The organism is Williamsia sp. (assembly GCF_016462415.1).
Lineage (GTDB): Bacteria > Actinomycetota > Actinomycetes > Mycobacteriales > Mycobacteriaceae > Williamsia_A.
The window spans coordinates 73677-89761 of the sequence record NZ_JAEMTF010000004.1 but is presented as its reverse complement, the minus strand read 5'-3'; the positions used below and the strand labels follow the sequence as shown (position 1 = coordinate 89761).

The following is a 16085-nucleotide window of genomic DNA, read 5'->3' as shown; positions in this document are numbered from 1 at the left end:
CTGATGCACACTCCCTTCGATCGTGGCGCCGGTTGACGCGCTCCCTGATTCAGGTTAGAACGTGTTACAGATCCACGCGACGCCCGTGCCACCGCACGTCGTTGGAACGTTCGGGTCGAATTGTCTCATGGAGCATCGATGCGCATCGCCTATACGGAGTCCCAAGAAGAGCTCCGTCGTGAACTGAGGACCTACTTCGCCGACCTGATGACGCCCGAGCGCCGAGCCGCACTCGCCTCGGACACCGGCGAGGTCGGCGAGGGTGACGTGTACCGCGAGGTGGTCGCCCAGATGGGTCGCGACGGGTGGCTCGCGCTCGGGTGGCCCACCGAGTTCGGCGGCCAGAACCGTCCGATGATGGACCAGCTGATCTTCACCGACGAGGCCGCGATCGCAGGGGTCCCCGTCCCGTTCCTCACCATCAACTCGGTGGCGCCGACGATCATGAACTTCGGCACCGACGAGCAGAAGAAGTTCTTCCTGCCGAAGATCGCCGCGGGCGAGCTGCACTTCGCCATCGGCTATTCCGAACCCGGCGCAGGCACCGACCTCGCGTCGCTGCGCACCACCGCGGTGGCCGACGGCGACGACTTCGTCATCAACGGCCAGAAGATGTGGACCAGCCTCATCCAGTACGCCGACTACATCTGGCTGGCGTGCCGCACCGACCCGGACGCGAAGAAGCACAAGGGCATCTCCATGCTCATCGTGCCCACCGACGCGGAGGGGTTCAGCTACACACCGGTGCACACGATGGCCGGCGTCGACACGAGCGCCACCTACTACTCCGACGTCCGCGTACCCAAGACCGCCGTGGTCGGTGAACTCGGTGGCGGGTGGCCGCTGGTGACCAACCAGCTCAACCACGAGCGGGTGGCGCTGTGCAGCGCCGCACCGATCCAGCAGGCACTGCGCGAGACGGTGCAGTGGGCGCAGGACACCAAGATCGGGACGGGCCAGCGCGTCATCGACGCCGAGTGGGTCCAGCTCAACCTCGCACGGGTGCACGCCAAGGTGGAATTCCTCAAGCTCATCAACTGGAACATCGCGTCGGAAGCCACCCAGGGCGGCTCCCCCTCCCCGGCCGACGCATCGGCCACCAAGGTGTTCGGGACCGAGTTCGCCACCGAGGCCTACCGGCTGCTCATGGAGGTGGTCGGGCCGACGGCCACGCTGCGCCGCGGGAGCAGCGGGGCCCAGCTCGTGGGTCGTCTCGAACGCTTCCACCGCTCGTCGCTGATCCTCACCTTCGGCGGCGGCACCAACGAGATCCAACGCGACATCATCTCGATGCTCGCGCTCGGGCAACCGCCCCAGAAGCGCTGACCACAGCGGCGCGAAAGGTACGACACACCATGGACTTCCGATCCACCGAAGAGACCACCGACGTCGCGGGCCTGGCCGGCGACATCGTCGCGAAGATCTCCGACCACGAGAAGCTCGCCGCACTGGAGGCCGACGGCGCCCCCATCGACACCGACCTCTGGCGCGCCCTGGCCGACGCCGGCCTGTTGGGACTCGAGGTCGACGACGCCTCCGGGGGTGCCGGCCTCGGCGTGGTGGACAGCGTCGCGGTCGCCGAGCAACTCGGCCGGGAACTGGCACTGGTGCCGTTCGGTCCGCACAGCATCGCCGCGGTGCCCGCCATCGCCCGCTTCGGGTCGCAGCCGCTGCGCGAGCGGTGGATCGCCGATCTCGTCAGCGGCGCCGCGGTCGTCTCGGTCGCGGTCGACGAGGATCTCGCCGACGATCCCACCGCACCGACCACCACGGCTCGCGCCGACGGTGACGGCTGGGTCGTCGACGGCAGCAAGGTCGCCGTCCCGTTCGCCCACGCGGCGCGCGCGGTGATCGTCAACGCGGCGACCGACGACGGGGTGATCGCCCTCGTGATCGCGACCGACGCCTTGGGCGTGACCGTCACCCCGACCCGCACCACCGGTCTGGTCCCGACCGCCCAGGTCGACCTCGACGGCGTCACCGTGTCGGCCGCCGACGTGCTCGGCGGTCGCGAGGCGGTGGCGTTCGTCGCCGACCGGATGGTGTTGGCGCAGTGCGCCGAACAGGCTGGTCTGGTGGCGAAGGCCCTGGACCTGACCGCCGAATACGGCCGGGAACGCGAACAGTTCGGCAGGCCCATCGGGTCGTTCCAGGCCGTCGCCCAGCGACTCGCCGACGGCTACATCGACGTCCGCGCCGCGAAACTCACCCTGCTGCAGGCGGCGTACCTCATGGGCGAGGGGCTGCCCGCCGACACCGAACTGGCAACGGCGAAGTTCTGGGCGGCCGACGCCGGACACCGCGTCGCCCACACCGCCGTCCACGTACACGGCGGGGTCGGCATCGACACCTCACACCGGCTGCACCGATACTTCCTGCGCGCGAAGCAGAACGAGTTCGCCCTCGGCACCGCGACCACCCATCTACGACGGATCGGCGCAGCCCTGGCGGCGGAGCCGGCCTGAACACCTCGACCATCGCGGGACTGCTCGAGCCGCTCACCGACGTCGAGTCGAGCGGGATCTGGTTCTCCGGCGAGTTCGTCTCGTGGCGTTCCCATCTCGCCGAGTCACGCCGGTGGGCCGCCGCCCTGCGCGCTGAACTCGATCCCGACCGACCGCCGCATGTGGCCGTGCTCCTCGACAACGTCCCGGAGTTCAGCCTCCTGCTGTGCGCGGCCGCACTCGACGGACTGGTCCTGGTCGGACTCAACACCACCCGACGCGGAGCGGCGCTCACGCGCGACATCGTCACCGCCGACTGTGGCGTCGTCCTGACCTCGCCGGAGACAGCACATCTGCTCAGCGGGACCGAGATCGCCTCGTCCATCCCCGTGATCGACGTGACGTCCGACCAGTGGCACCAGCGATTGCGCTTTGCCGCGAAACGTCGCGACCGGCCACGCCCGACGATCACGCCCGAGCAACTGCTGATGCTCATCTTCACCTCGGGAACCAGCGGCGAGCCGAAGGCCGTCTGCTGCGATCACCGGAAGTTCGCCGCCGCCGGCGTGATGTTGTCGCAGCGCTTCGATCTCGGTACCGATGACGTCGTCTACCTGTCGATGCCCATGTTCCACTCCAACGCGATCATCGCGGGGTGGAGTGTCGCGGTCGCCGCGGGCGCCTCGATCGCGCTGCGTCGCACGTTCTCGGCGAGTGGTTTCATCGCCGACGTCCGACGCTACGGCGTCACCTACGCCAACTACGTCGGCAAGCCGCTGAGCTACGTGCTGGCCACGCCCTGCGAGCCCGACGACGCCGACACCACCCTGCGCATCGTCTACGGCAACGAGGCCTCGGCCCGCGACATCGTCGCGTTCGCAGAGCGGTTCGGCGTCACGGTGGTCGACGGTTTCGGCTCGACCGAGGGCGGTGTCGCCATCACGCGCACCCCGGACACCCCGCCGGAGGCGCTCGGCCCCCTGGTCGAGCCGAACGCGGTGGTCGATCTCGAGACCGGTGACCGTTGTCCACCCGCGGTATTCGACCGCGAGGGCACCCTGATCAACGCGTCCGAGGCGATCGGCGAGATCGTCAACGCCGCCGGTGCGGGCCTCTTCACCGGCTACTACCGCAACCCCGACGCCGAGGCGGAGCGCATGCGCGGCGGTCGGTACCACTCCGGCGACCTCGGGTACGTCGACGCCGCCGGCTACGTCTACTTCGCCGGTCGTCTGGGCGACTGGGTCCGTGTGGACGGCGAGAACCTCGCGACCGGCCCCATTGAACGAATCCTGCTGCGACACGATCGGATCCGGCTGGCCGCGGTCTACGGCGTCGGCGCCGAGGTCGGGGACGAGATCGTGGCGTCGCTCATCGGCGATGTCGACGCCGACGAGCTCACCCGGTTCCTCACCGCCCAGACCGACCTCGGCCCGAAGCAGTGGCCCACCCACATCTGTCTCGTCGAGGAGCTGCCGCGGACGGCGACGTTCAAGGTCCTCAAGCGGGAACTCGCCGGCAAGGCCCTCGATCCCACGTGGTCCCTCGACCGCGCCACCCGCAGCTACCGGACGCCCTGACCGCTGTTGGGCCGTCACGTTCGCGTGTTGGGCCGTCGTTCCCCGCCGTTGGGCCTTGGTGACACTGTCGATGTCAACGTCGGCCCACCACGCGCACACAAAGGCCCAACACGGCGGAACCACGGCCCAACCGCGTACTCGGGGCCGCCGTTTCTCAGGCGGGTGAGCGCTCCACCACGGTCTGCCCGAGGCGGGCGACGGTCTCCTCGTACTCGCGGACCAGGTCCTCGATGAGCTCGGCGGTCGGCGTGATCGCGTTCATCCGACCCACGATCTGACCGGCGGGCATCGCGACGACACTGGCGTCGTCCGCCGCCGAGATCCGCGCGTGCGCCTCGCTCACGAGGATGTTCTGCAGGGGCATCGGCAACGGCTCCGGTGCATCGGCGGCATCCCACGCGTCGGTCCACCTCGTCTTCAGCAGGCGGGCCGGCTTACCGGAGTAGATACGACGACGGACGGTGTCGTGCGAGGTGGCGTCGAGCAGCGCCTGCTGAATCGTGGTCGGGCCGTCACCGGTCGACCCGAGCTTGTACTCGGCAGCGGTGAGCCAGTACGACCCCATCCAGACGCCCTCTGCGCCGGACGCGAGTGCGGCCGCCATCTGGCGCCCACTGCCCACACCGCCGGCCGCGAGCACCGACGCGTGTCCGCGCACCGCGTCGACGATCTCCGGCCACAGGATGATCGAGGTGATCTCACCGGTGTGCCCACCGGCCTCGTAGCCCTGCGCGATGACGATGTCGACACCCGCGTCGACATGATGCAGCGCATGGGCTTTCGCACCCGCGAGCGCCGCGACCTGCACACCGTGTTCGTGCGACTTGTCGATGACGTCCTTGGGCGGCGACCCCAGGGCGTTCGCGATGAGCTTGATCTGCCCGTAACGGTCGGCGTGCTCCATGGCGATGTCGACGTGCGATCGCGCGACCGAGTGCAACCACCCCAGGACGCCCGCGTTGACACGCTCCTCCCCCGGCAGCTTCGGCACGTGCAGTTCGTCGAGGGTCCGTTCGACGAACGCGCGGTGTTCGGCCGGGATCAGGGAGTCGAGGTCGACCTGCGTTCCCTCGGTGGGGATCTTCGCCGGCATCACGATGTCGACGCCGAACGGCTTGCCGTCGGTGTTCTCGTGCATCCACTCGAGGACGCTGTTGAGTTCGTCCGCCTCGTTGAACCGGACGCACCCGAGCACACCGAGGCCACCGGCACGGCTGATGGCCGCGGCGACGTGTTCGGACGGGGTGAAGCCGAAGATCGGGTACTCGATCCCGAAACGGTCGGTCAGTTCTGTTCTCATGGCGTGTCTCTCGTTCGGTGGTGCGTGGTCTAGACGCGGGTGGAGGTGACGGTCAGGGTCTCGTCCGCCGCCCGCGACCCGGTGATCTCGGTGCCCCAGCGGTAGTCCGGTTTCCCCGCGGGTGAACGCTTGATCGCGTCGACGAACCAGACGCTGCGGGGGCACTTGTATCCCGCGATCTGTTCGCGCGCAGCCTCGTTGATGTCCGCCAGCGACGGCCGGGCACCGTCGCGGGTGGCGATCACGGCCGACACCCGCTGGCCGTACCGCTCGTCGGGCACCCCGACGACGACGACATCGAACACGTCGGGGTGGGCCTTGAGCGCCTGTTCCACCTCTTCGGGATAGATCTTCTCGCCGCCGGAGTTGATCGACACCGATCCGCGTCCGAGCATGGTGATGGATCCGTCGTTCTCGTAGCGGGCATAGTCACCCGGGATCGAGTAACGGACGCCGTCGTAGACCTTGAAGGTTTTGTCGGACTTGACCGGATCGTTGTAGTAGCGCAGCGGGATGTTGCCGGTTCGCGCCATCACCCCGACCTCGTCGGAGCCGACCGGGATGATCGTCCCGTCCTCGCGCAGCAGGACGGTGTTGGGGTCGGCCTTCACGCGCGGGCCACCTGCGTGCTCGGCGCCCTTGGTGATCGTCGCGAGGCCGCCGAAGCCGGTCTCCGACGATCCGATGGCGTCGATGATGACCGCGTTGGGGAACTTGTCGACGTACTGGTCCTTGACGCTCTGGGAGAACAGTGCGGCCGACGAGGCGACGGAGAACACCGAACTGATGTCGTAGTCCTTCTCCAGCAGCGCGTCGATCATCGGCCGGGCCATGGCGTCGCCCGTGATGAAGATGACGTTGACCTTGTGTCGCTCGACGATCTCCCAGGTCTGATGGCCACCGAACTCCGGGTAGATGATCGCCTTGCCGCCGCCGTAGAGGGCCTGGAACACCGCCCACTGCGACCCGCCGTGGATGAACGGTGGGATCGGGAAGCGCACCAGCTGACCGCCCGCGGCGCCGTCGTTGGCGAACTTCCACTCGTCGTCGATCGGCACGCCGTTGAACCAGTCGGTGCCGCCGCCGAGGACGCGGTAGACGTCCTCCTGACGCCAGACGACGCCCTTGGGATGCCCGGTCGTCCCACCGGTGTAGAGCATGTAGAGGTCGTCGTTGGAACGCTCCTCGAAGTCGCGCTCGCTCGAGTTGTTCGCTATCGCGTCCTCGAACTCGGTCGCGTCGGCGGTCAGGTGCCCGTGGTTGAGCGCATCGGCGATGTCGGGGCTCACGCCGTCCTCTATGACGATGAGGTGCTTGAGCTTCGGCGCCTTCGGCAGCACCTTGGCGACCTTCTGGGTGAACTGCCGCTCGTAGATGAGGACCGTCATCTCGGAGTCGGTGAAGATGTGCTCGAGTTCGCTCTCCACGTAGCGGAAGTTCACGTTCACCATGACCGCGCGGGCCTTGAAGATGGCGACCATCGCCTCGACGCACTCGAGGGTGTTGCGGCTGTAGACGCCGACGGTCTCGCCGGGCTGCACGCCGAACGCGCGCAGCTGGTGCGCGAGGGCGTTCGCTCGGGCCTCCAACTCCGCGTAGGTACGCGATGCGCCGTCGGTCTCCAGCGCGGTGCGATCGGGCATGAGGTCGACGGCGTGCTCGATGAAGTCGGCGATGTTGTAGGCCATGACCCTAAAACTAGAACGTGTTACCGTTTCCGGCAAGCAGCAATCCGCCTGTCCCGACCAGTAGATCCCAGAATCGGACGGAGCCCTCGATGTCGAGCGAACCGCATTGCCTTGTCGAGCAACGCGATCACACCCTGATCGTCACCATGAACCGTCCCGAGGCACGCAACGCGCTCTCCGGCGAGATGATGGCGATCATGGCCGAGGCGTGGGACCGGGTCGACGAGGATCCCTCGATCCGCGTCGCGATCCTGACCGGCGCGGGCGGCGCCTTCTGCGCGGGCGCCGACCTCAAGGCGATGAACTCGCAGGCCCCCGGCGACAACTTCAGCAAGGGCGGCTGGGATCTCACCCGCCTCCCCGCGCTCCTCAAGGGCCGACGGTTGAGCAAGCCGCTCATCGCCGCCGTCGAGGGCGCGGCCATCGCGGGCGGCACCGAGATCCTGCAGGGCACCGACATCCGCGTGGCCGGCGAGAGCGCCAAGTTCGGCGTCTCCGAGGCGAAGTGGGGACTGTTCCCGCTCGGCGGCAGCGCCGTCCGCCTGGTTCGTCAGATCCCGTACACGATCGCCGCGGACATCCTGCTGACCGGACGCCACATCACCGCCGCCGAGGCCCTCGACTACGGGTTGATCGGCTACGTCGTGCCGGACGGCACCGCGCTGGACAAGGCGTTGTCGGTGGCCGATCTCATCGCCGCCAACGGCCCGCTCGCGGTCCAGGCGATCCTCAAGACCATCCGCGACACCGAGGGCATGCACGAGGAGGACGCATTCAAGATCGACGCAGACCTCGGCATGAAGGTGTTCATGAGCGCCGACGCCAAGATCGGTCCGCGCGCGTTCGCCGAGAAGCAGAAGCCGGTCTTCACCGGGGAGTGACGTCGGCGATCGCCCGCACGAGTCCCGCGGGTACCGCAGAGGCCGGGAGCCCCGACATCGCGCCGACGAAGGCCCCGATGCACATCGTCGCGACGTCCTGCTCGTCGATGGTCCGGTCGTTCAGGAACTCGTAGCAGGACGCGCGCACCATGCCGATCCAGCTCCGTAGGGCCAGCACCAGCACCGGGGCGGTGTCGGTGTGACCGTCGACCGCGGTGAGGATGCGCTCCACCTCGAGGTCGATGGACCGCGAGACGATGTCGACGATGGCCGGGTCTGAGCTCACCGCGCCACGGAACACCGCCCGCACGCCGTGTTCGTGAGCGATGCAGTGGTCCAGGAAGGCGATCACTCCGCCGCGGAGCTGTTCCATCGGCGGCAGGGTCGGGTCGGGTGCGGTCTCGGCCAGCAGCGACTCGTTCTCCCGAGTGAGGAACGCGACGAAGAAGTCCCGCTTGCCGGGGAAGTAGTGATAGAGCAGACCTCGTGACACACCGGCCAATTCGGCCACCCGCTCGATGTGCACCTCGTCGTAGGGATGCGAGGCGAACAGTTCGGCACCCAGATCGAGCAACTGCTCACGGCGTTGCTCAGGCGTCATGCGCGTCCGGGTGGCCACGCGTTCACCCTAGCCCGGCGCTACTTGACACGCATTCAGTAGCGAGGCATTGTCGGGTCATGGCGATGACGATGCAGAACAGCTGGTCCGGGCAACGCTTCCCGTCGGCCGGACGACGGTTGCCCTACATCGGGGACCTGCTCAACATCGATCCGCGTCAACCCATCCTGAGCATGCAGCGCGGGGCGGCCGGCCTCGGACCGATCTTCGAGCTGAAGGTGTTCCGGCAGAAGATCGTCCTGGTCGGCGACGTCGCGCTCGCCGCGGAACTGTGCGACGAGACCCGGTTCTGCAAGGCCCTGCCGCCTGCGATCGAGGCGCTGCGCGACTACGCGGGCGACGGGTTGTTCACCGCGCACAACGACGAGCCGAACTGGCAACTGGCCCACGAACTGCTGATGCCCGCGTTCACGAAATCGGCCATGCAGTCCTATCACCCGATCATGGTCCAGACCGCGACCGAACTGTTCGACTACTGGCGGGAGCGACTGGCCGACGGCCCGGTCGATGTGTCGCGCGACATGACGAAGCTGACGATGGAGACGCTGAGCCGCAGTGCGTTCAGCCATGACTTCGGGTCGTTCGGGACCGAGGAACCGCACCCGTTCGTGCCCGCGATGGTCGGGGCGCTCGAGGGCGGACGTCGCAAGGGCGGTTTCCGCAGTGCGCCCGGCGGCAAGCTGCTGGCCAAGATCGTCGATCGACGCTTCGCCCACCACCAGGCCTACGTCGACGAGATGCTCGACGAGCTGATCGCCGCGCGCGGCGACTCCGACAGCCAGCACGACCTGCTCGGGATCATGCTCAACGTCGCCCATCCCGAGACGGGCGAGAAGCTCAGCCTGCTGAACATCCGGTATCAGATCCTGACCTTTCTGGTCGCCGGACACGAGACCACCTCCGGTGCACTGTCGTTCGCGCTCTACTACCTTGCCCGCAACCCCGAGTGCCTGGCGAAGGCGGCGGCCGAGGCCGACGAGATCCTCGGCGACGACCCGGACGCGATGCCGGCATTCGAGCAGGTGAGCAAGTTCCGCTACATCCGCCGCGTCCTCGACGAGTCGCTGCGGATCTGGCCCACGGTGCCCGGCTTCGGGCGCAGCCCGCGCGAGACCACGACATTCGCCGGCAAGTACACGATGCGACCGCAGGACTTCGCGGTCGTGGCGCTGGGCCTCGTGCACAAGGATCCGACGGTGTGGGAGAACCCCGACGTGTTCGACCCGGACCGCTTTCTCGCCGCCAACGTCAAGAAGCGTCCGGCCCACAGCTACAAGCCCTTCGGTGCCGGGGCACGGGCATGCATCGGAAGGCAGTTCGCCATCCACGAGGCCGTGCTGGTGCTCGCATCCCTGGTGCACCGCTTCGACATCACCGGCGACCCGGACTACGAACTCGCCGTCGACGAACGACTCACCATGCTGCCCAGGGGTTTCGAGCTCACCCTGCGCACGCGCACCGCTCAGATGGCGCGCGCGGGCTCCGACTGAGGAGCTGCTAGATCGCGCGCTCGGCGTCGACCCAGTACGGGTCGCGTAATTTGCGCTTGTAGAGCTTGCCGTTGTCGTCACGCGGCATCTCGACGACGTAGTCGATCGAACGCGGCAGCTTGAACTTGGCGAGGCGGGCACGCGCGAACGCCATGATGTCCTCACTCAGTGCGTCGTCACCGACCACGCCCTCGGCGGGCAGGACCACGGCCTTGATCTCCTCACCCCAGTCCGAGTGCGGCACACCGAAGACCGCGACGTCGGCGACCTTCGGATGGATGACCAGTTCGCCCTCGATCTCGGCGGGGTAGATGTTCACGCCGCCGGAGATGATCATGTCGTTCTTGCGATCGAGCAGGTAGAGGAATCCCTCGTCGTCCATGTAGCCGATGTCACCGGTGGTGAACATGTTGCCGACACGGGCCTTCTGGGTCTTCTCCTTGTCCTTGTAGTACTCGAACGACGATCCCTTCATCTCCATGTAGACCTGACCCGACTCGCCCCGGGGGACCTCGTTGCCCTCGTCGTCGAGCACCTTGACCACCGAGTACGACCACGCCTTGCCGACCGACCCGGGATGGGTGAGCCACTGGTCGCCGAAGATCGTGGTGCCGCCGCCCTCGGTGGCGGCGTAGTACTCGGTGACGACCGGACCCCACCACTCGAGCATCTGCCGCTTGACCTCACGCGGGCACGGGGCCGCGCCGTGGATCATGTTGCGCAGCGACGACACGTCGTATTTCGCTCGGACGTCCTCGGGCAGACCGAGCAGCCGCCGGAACTGGGTGGGAACCATGTGACTGTGGGTCACCCGATGACGCTCGATGAGTCGCAGCATCTCCTCGGGATCCCACTTGTCCATCAGAACCACCTTGTGGCCCAACTGGATCGAGATCATCACGAAGTTCACGACCGCCGTGTGATAGAGCGGCGACCCGCAGATGTGCACGTGCTCGTCGTGCGGCACCAGACCCATGACGCCGAAGAAGCCGATCCCGCCCATGGCGGCCTGCTCGGGCGCCACGCCGGGAAGCGGGCGCCGAACACCCTTGGGCTTGCCGGTCGTGCCGGACGTGTAGAGCATCGGCGCGCCGGTCGTGCGGTCGTCCGGCTCGGAATCGTCGACGCCGGTGATGAGTTCGGCCAGGTCGAGGAACCCGTCGATCGCCCCCGACGCGAACAGGTCGGTGCCCGCCATACCCGCCTCGCGCGCCGCGATCTGCGCGGCCTCGGCGAAGCGTGCGTCTGCGATGAAGACCTTCGCCTCGCTGTCGCCGAGGATGTAGGCGATCTCGGGTCCGGTCAGATGCCAGTTGACCGGCGCGAGGTACAGGCCGATCTGTAGGGCCGCGAACTGCAGACACACCGTCTCGATGCTGTTGGGCATCGCGATGACGAGGGTGTCACCGGTACCGAGGCCGTGTGCGCGCAGACCGTTGGACAGCCGGTTGGCGCGCGACGCGAGCTCGCCGTAGCTGATCTCGGCGCCCGTCGGATCGACCACCGCGGTCCGATCCGGGGTCGCCCTCGCGATGTTCCACAGTCCGATCGGCTGGTCGATTTCCGGCACCGGTGCCTCCAATTTCTAGAACGTGTTCTACCGACGGTCTCACATTAGACCAGGGTGCCCAGCTCTCGAACAAGGTCGACCGATCGAGCGGTCACCATGAGCATGCTGACGCCGGCCGCCTCCCACCGTTTGATCTCGGCGCGGACCTCGTCGGCGGTGCCGACGATCATGGTCTCGCGCACCATCTCGTCGGGGACCGCGGCGACCGCCTCGTCCTTGCGTCCCTCGCGGAACAGGGCGCCGATCTCGTCGACGGCGTCGCCGTACCCCATTCGCCGATAGACCTCGGCGTGGAAGTTGACCTCTTTCGCACCCATGCCGCCGACGTAGAGCGCGGTGGCCGGCTTGTATTCGTCGAGGGTTGCCCGGACATCGTCGGTCACCACGACCTGCACAGTTGCCGCGACCTCGAACTCCTCCCGGGTGCGCCGTGCGCCGGGCCTCGACAAGCCCTCGGCCAGCCACTCCTCGTACTGCGGGGCGAGGCGCGGGGTGTAGTAGATCGCGAGCCAGCCGTCGGCGATCTCGCCGGTCAGGGCGATGTTCTTGGGTCCCTCGGCCCCCAGCCAGATGGGCAGGTCGGGCCGCACGGGGTGGGTGATGGGCTTCAACGACTTGCCGAGACCGGTCGACCCGGGCGCGTCGGACGGATACGGGAGCGGGTAGTGCGGACCGGCGTTGGTCACCGGCGCCTCGCGGGCGAGCACATCGCGGATGACCTGCACGTATTCGCGCGTGCGGGCCAGCGGCTTGGCGAACGGCTGGCCGTACCAGCCCTCGACCACCTGCGGTCCGGAGACGCCGAGCCCGAGGATGTGTCGTCCGCCGCTGAGGTGGTCGACGGTCAGCGCGGACATCGCGACCGATGTCGGCGGCCGGGCGGAGATCTGGGCGACCGCGGTGCCCAGCCGAACCCGCGACGTCGCGCTCCCCCACCACGCGAGTGGGGTGAACGCATCCGACCCCCACGACTCGGCCGTGAACACGGCGTCGAAACCGGCCTCCTCGGCGGCCGCGATGAGCGCCGGGGCCTCGTCGATCGGCCCCCGTCCCCAGTAACCGAGTTGCAGACCCAACTTCACGCGAGACTCCCTCTTCGGTGTGACTTCTTGCGCCCAATTCTAGAACCTGTTCTACTCCACTGGTGAGCAACAGCCAGACTTCTCCGGGATTCGCGGCGGTACTCGACGCCGCGGTCGCCGACGTGCCCGAGCCGGCCTCGCCGGTACTGACCGCGCCGCTGAGCAACACCTTCGACTACACCCGGTCGCTCGGGCCGGTCCTGAGCCGGTTCGCCGAGGGACTCCTCGCCGGGGACATCGTGGGCGGACGCGCCTCCGACGGGCGGGTGTTCGTGCCGCCGCCGGAGTTCGACCCCGTGAGTGGTGCCCCGAGCACCGACTTCGTCGAGGTCGGTCCCGCGGGGACGGTGAGCACCTGGTCGTGGCAGCCCGAACCGCTTCCCGGCCAACCGCTCTCCGAGCCCTTCGCGTGGGCGTTGATCACGTTCGACGGCGCCGACACAGCACTTCTGCACGTGGTGAAGGCCGCCTCGCCCGACGACATGGACACCGGCCTCCGTGTGCACCCGGTGTGGAAAGCCGAACGCACGGGCCGGATCGACGACATCGCCCACTTCGCCGCCGGGGAGAACCCGGAGCCGGCGCAGGAGAACGCCGGCGCCGGTCAGACCACCCCGGGCATGATCGTCACGCCGATCGGCCTGACCATCGACCACACCGCGACCGTCGAGGAGACGTGGTACCTCGAGGGCATCAAGGAGGGCAAGCTCATCGGCGGGCGCACCAGCGACGGGGTGTATTTCCCTCCGCGGGTGTCCTCTCCGGCCAACGGCGACCCGACCACCGAGAAGGTGGAGCTGCCCGACACCGGCATCATCACCACCTTCTGCATCGTCAACGTGCCGTTCCTGGGCCAGCAGATCAAGCCGCCGTACGTCGCGGCGTACGTGCTCCTCGACGGCTCCGACATCGGCTTCCTGCACCTGATCCTCGACGTGGAGGCCGCCGACGTCCGAATGGGCATGCGCGTGCAGGCCGTCTGGCGCGACAAGTCCGAATGGGACCACACGCTGCGCAACATCAGCCATTTCCGGCCGACCGGCGAACCGGACGCCGACTACGAGTCCTACAAGAAGCATCTGTGAGGAACGAGCAGTGACAAACGCACCGAGGATTGCTGTGGTGGGGTTCGCCCACAGCCCGCACGTGGATCAGACCTTCGGCACCACCAACGGCGTGGAGATGCTCATGCCGTGCTTCGCCAAGCTCTACGCCGAACTCGGCATCAGCCGCACCGACATCGACTTCTGGTGCAGTGGCTCGTCGGATTACCTGGCCGGGCGGGCGTTCTCGTTCATCTCGGCGATCGACTCGATCGGCGCGGTACCACCCATCCACGAGTCGCACGTGGAGATGGACGCCGCGTGGGCGCTGTACGAGGCGTGGGTCAAGATCGCCACCGGCGAGGTTGATCTCGCGCTCGCCTACGGCTTCGGCAAGCCGTCGGCCGGGAACATGGACCTGACGTTGGCCCTGCAGACCGACCCGTACACCGTCGCCCCGCTGTGGCCGGACGCGACATCGCTCGCGGCGCTGCAGGCGCGCGCCGGAATCGACTCCGGCGCGTGGACCGAGGCCGACATGGCCGCCGTCGCCGCCCGAACCACCGGGACATCGGTCGAGGAACTCCTCGCCGCACCCACGACCGCCGATCCGCTGCGCGCCCACGACTCGTCGCGCTACACCGACGGGGCCGCCGCGATCATCCTCGCGAGTGAGGACCGGGCGCGGGAGCTGGTCGCCAACCCGGCGTGGATCACCGGGTGGGATCACCGCATCGACTCCCCCAACTTCGGCGCACGCGACCTGACCGAGTCCCCGTCGACGCGGCTGGCCGGCGACGCCGCGCTGGGTGCTGCTGGTTGGGGGGACAACCGTGCGGTCGACATCGCCGAGCTGTACGCCCCGTTCACCCACCAGGAGATCATCATCCGCAAGGAACTGCGGCTCCCGGACTCGGTGCGGATCAACCCCTCCGGCGGTGCGCTGGCCGCGAACCCGATGTTCTCCGCGGGTCTCGAGCGGATCGGCTTCGCCGCCGCCGCGATCATCGCGGGCGAGGCGAACACGGCCATCGCCCACGCGACCAGCGGTCCACTGCTGCAACAGAACATGGTCGTCGCCCTCTCCGGGGACGACACCGCGAAAGGTGAGCACTGATGGGCAGGTTGCGGGCGGCCGTCATCGGCACCGGACAGACCAAATACGTCGCCAAGCGGCACGACGTCACCATGGCGGGCATGTGCCGCGAGGCCATCGACGCCGCACTACGCGACTCGCGTCTGACGATGGACGACATCGACGCCGTCGTCATCGGCAAGGCACCGGACCTCTTCGAGGGCGCGATGATGCCCGAACTCGCGATGGCCGAGTCGATCGGCGCGGTCGGCAAGCGGCTGATCCGCGTGCACACCGCGGGGTCGGTGGGAGCCTCCACCGCGGTGGTCGCGTCGTCGCTGGTCAGCAGCGGGGTGCACCGACGCGTGCTGGCCGTGGCGTGGGAGAAGCAGTCGGAGTCGAATGCCATGTGGGCGTTGTCGATCCCGGTGCCCTTCACGATGCCGGTCGGCGCCGGCGCGGGCGGCTTCTTCGCCCCGCACGTGCGCTCCTACATCCGTCAGTCCGGCGCGCCCGAGCACATCGGGGCCATGGTCGCGGCCAAGGACCGCCGCAACGGCGCCAGGAACCCGCTGGCCCATCTGCATCAGCCCGACATCACCGTCGAGAGCGTGATGGCCTCGCAGATGCTCTGGGATCCCATCCGTTTCGACGAGACCTGCCCGTCGTCGGACGGCGCCTGCGCGGTGGTCATCGGCGACGAGAAGGTGGCCGAGGACTCGATCGCCGACGGCAACACCGTCGCCTGGATCCTCGCGACCGCGATGCGCACCGAGCCGTTGGCCTACGCCCACCGCAACGTGGTCAGCCCCCAGGCCGGCCGGGACGCGTCGGCCGCCCTGTGGCGCGACGCCGGCATCACCGATCCGCTCGACGAGGTCGATGTCGCCGAGATCTATGTGCCGTTCTCGTGGTTCGAGCCGATGTGGTTGGAGAACCTCGGTTTCGCCGCGGAGAACGAGGGATGGAAGCTGACCGAGAAGGGCGAGACCGACATCGGTGGACGCCTGCCGGTGAACCCGTCCGGTGGGGTGTTGTCATCGAACCCGATCGGCGCGTCGGGCATGATCCGGGTCGCCGAGGCGGCCATCCAGGTGATGGGCAAGGGCGGCGACCACCAGGTCGACAACGTCAAGAAGGCCTTCGGCCACGCCTATGGCGGTGGCTCGCAGTACTTCTCCATGTGGCTCGTGGGTGCGGAGAAGCCGGAATGAGCTCGACAACGGAGTTTCGGAGCAGCCCACGAATTCATGTCACAGTGGGTGCGGAGAAGCCGGAATGAGCGAACCCGCGTACCTGAACATCGACCGGGA

At 68.0% G+C, this 16085-nt stretch carries 13 protein-coding genes; 8 read left to right on the top strand and 5 right to left on the bottom strand.

From position 1 onward, the window contains the following. Positions 1 to 138: 138 nt before the first annotated feature. Genes JHC79_RS02120 through JHC79_RS02110 form a run of 3 tightly spaced genes read left to right on the top strand, consistent with a single transcriptional unit; the run spans position 139 to position 4024 of the window. Complete coding sequence (locus JHC79_RS02120; RefSeq protein ID WP_296388211.1) at positions 139 to 1326, top strand: acyl-CoA dehydrogenase family protein; 1188 nt, start codon at positions 139 to 141, stop codon at positions 1324 to 1326. 29 nt (positions 1327 to 1355) lie between these two features. Next, positions 1356 to 2465: an acyl-CoA dehydrogenase family protein gene (locus tag JHC79_RS02115; protein WP_296388210.1), complete on the top strand. Its 1110-nt coding sequence runs from the start codon at positions 1356 to 1358 to the stop codon at positions 2463 to 2465. Further along, entirely contained in the window at positions 2462 to 4024 is a 1563-nt protein-coding gene (locus tag JHC79_RS02110) for a long-chain-fatty-acid--CoA ligase (protein WP_296388234.1), read from the top strand. The genes JHC79_RS02115 and JHC79_RS02110 overlap by 4 nt, the downstream gene beginning before the upstream one ends. A 154-nt stretch (positions 4025 to 4178) precedes the next feature. Here JHC79_RS02110 and JHC79_RS02105 read toward each other — a convergent pair whose 3' ends face one another. Both JHC79_RS02105 and JHC79_RS02100 read right to left on the bottom strand, forming a co-directional pair. Further along, positions 4179 to 5324 (bottom strand): nitronate monooxygenase family protein, encoded by a 1146-nt coding sequence (locus JHC79_RS02105; protein ID WP_296388209.1) that lies wholly within the window; start codon positions 5322 to 5324, stop codon positions 4179 to 4181. Between the two features lie 29 nt (positions 5325 to 5353). Continuing rightward, complete coding sequence (locus JHC79_RS02100; protein WP_296388208.1) at positions 5354 to 7012, bottom strand: acyl-CoA synthetase; 1659 nt, start codon at positions 7010 to 7012, stop codon at positions 5354 to 5356. Between the two features lie 89 nt (positions 7013 to 7101). Here JHC79_RS02100 and JHC79_RS02095 point away from each other — a divergent pair, with 89 nt between their 5' ends. Continuing rightward, complete coding sequence (locus tag JHC79_RS02095) at positions 7102 to 7893, top strand: crotonase/enoyl-CoA hydratase family protein (RefSeq protein ID WP_296388207.1); 792 nt, start codon at positions 7102 to 7104, stop codon at positions 7891 to 7893. On the opposite strand, the gene JHC79_RS02090 is transcribed toward JHC79_RS02095, so the two are convergent. Beyond that, positions 7880 to 8512, bottom strand: coding sequence for a TetR/AcrR family transcriptional regulator (locus tag JHC79_RS02090; protein ID WP_296388206.1), 633 nt, complete (start codon positions 8510 to 8512; stop codon positions 7880 to 7882). The two genes, JHC79_RS02095 and JHC79_RS02090, sit on opposite strands and share 14 nt — an antisense overlap. Before the next feature lie 59 nt (positions 8513 to 8571). On the opposite strand from JHC79_RS02090, the gene JHC79_RS02085 reads away from it, so the two are divergent. Continuing rightward, a complete protein-coding gene (locus tag JHC79_RS02085) occupies positions 8572 to 10002 on the top strand; it encodes a cytochrome P450 (RefSeq protein ID WP_296388205.1) in 1431 nt (476 codons plus the stop codon). 7 nt (positions 10003 to 10009) lie between these two features. On the opposite strand, the gene JHC79_RS02080 is transcribed toward JHC79_RS02085, so the two are convergent. Both JHC79_RS02080 and JHC79_RS02075 read right to left on the bottom strand, forming a co-directional pair. Next, the gene (locus tag JHC79_RS02080; protein WP_296388204.1) at positions 10010 to 11572 is read right to left on the bottom strand and encodes an acyl-CoA synthetase; all 1563 of its coding nucleotides are present in this window, start codon (positions 11570 to 11572) and stop codon (positions 10010 to 10012) included. A 44-nt stretch (positions 11573 to 11616) separates the two neighbouring features. Then, positions 11617 to 12654: an LLM class F420-dependent oxidoreductase gene (locus tag JHC79_RS02075; protein ID WP_296388203.1), complete on the bottom strand. Its 1038-nt coding sequence runs from the start codon at positions 12652 to 12654 to the stop codon at positions 11617 to 11619. A gap of 62 nt (positions 12655 to 12716) precedes the next feature. On the opposite strand from JHC79_RS02075, the gene JHC79_RS02070 reads away from it, so the two are divergent. Genes JHC79_RS02070 through JHC79_RS02060 form a run of 3 tightly spaced genes read left to right on the top strand, consistent with a single transcriptional unit; the run spans position 12717 to position 15986 of the window. Then, on the top strand, positions 12717 to 13739 hold the full coding sequence (locus JHC79_RS02070) for a Zn-ribbon domain-containing OB-fold protein (RefSeq protein ID WP_296388202.1): 1023 nt from the start codon (positions 12717 to 12719) through the stop codon (positions 13737 to 13739). A gap of 10 nt (positions 13740 to 13749) precedes the next feature. Next, entirely contained in the window at positions 13750 to 14814 is a 1065-nt protein-coding gene (locus JHC79_RS02065; RefSeq protein WP_296388201.1) for a thiolase domain-containing protein, read from the top strand. After that, positions 14814 to 15986: a thiolase domain-containing protein gene (locus tag JHC79_RS02060; RefSeq protein WP_296388200.1), complete on the top strand. Its 1173-nt coding sequence runs from the start codon at positions 14814 to 14816 to the stop codon at positions 15984 to 15986. The genes JHC79_RS02065 and JHC79_RS02060 overlap by 1 nt, the downstream gene beginning before the upstream one ends. Positions 15987 to 16085 lie beyond the last annotated feature (99 nt).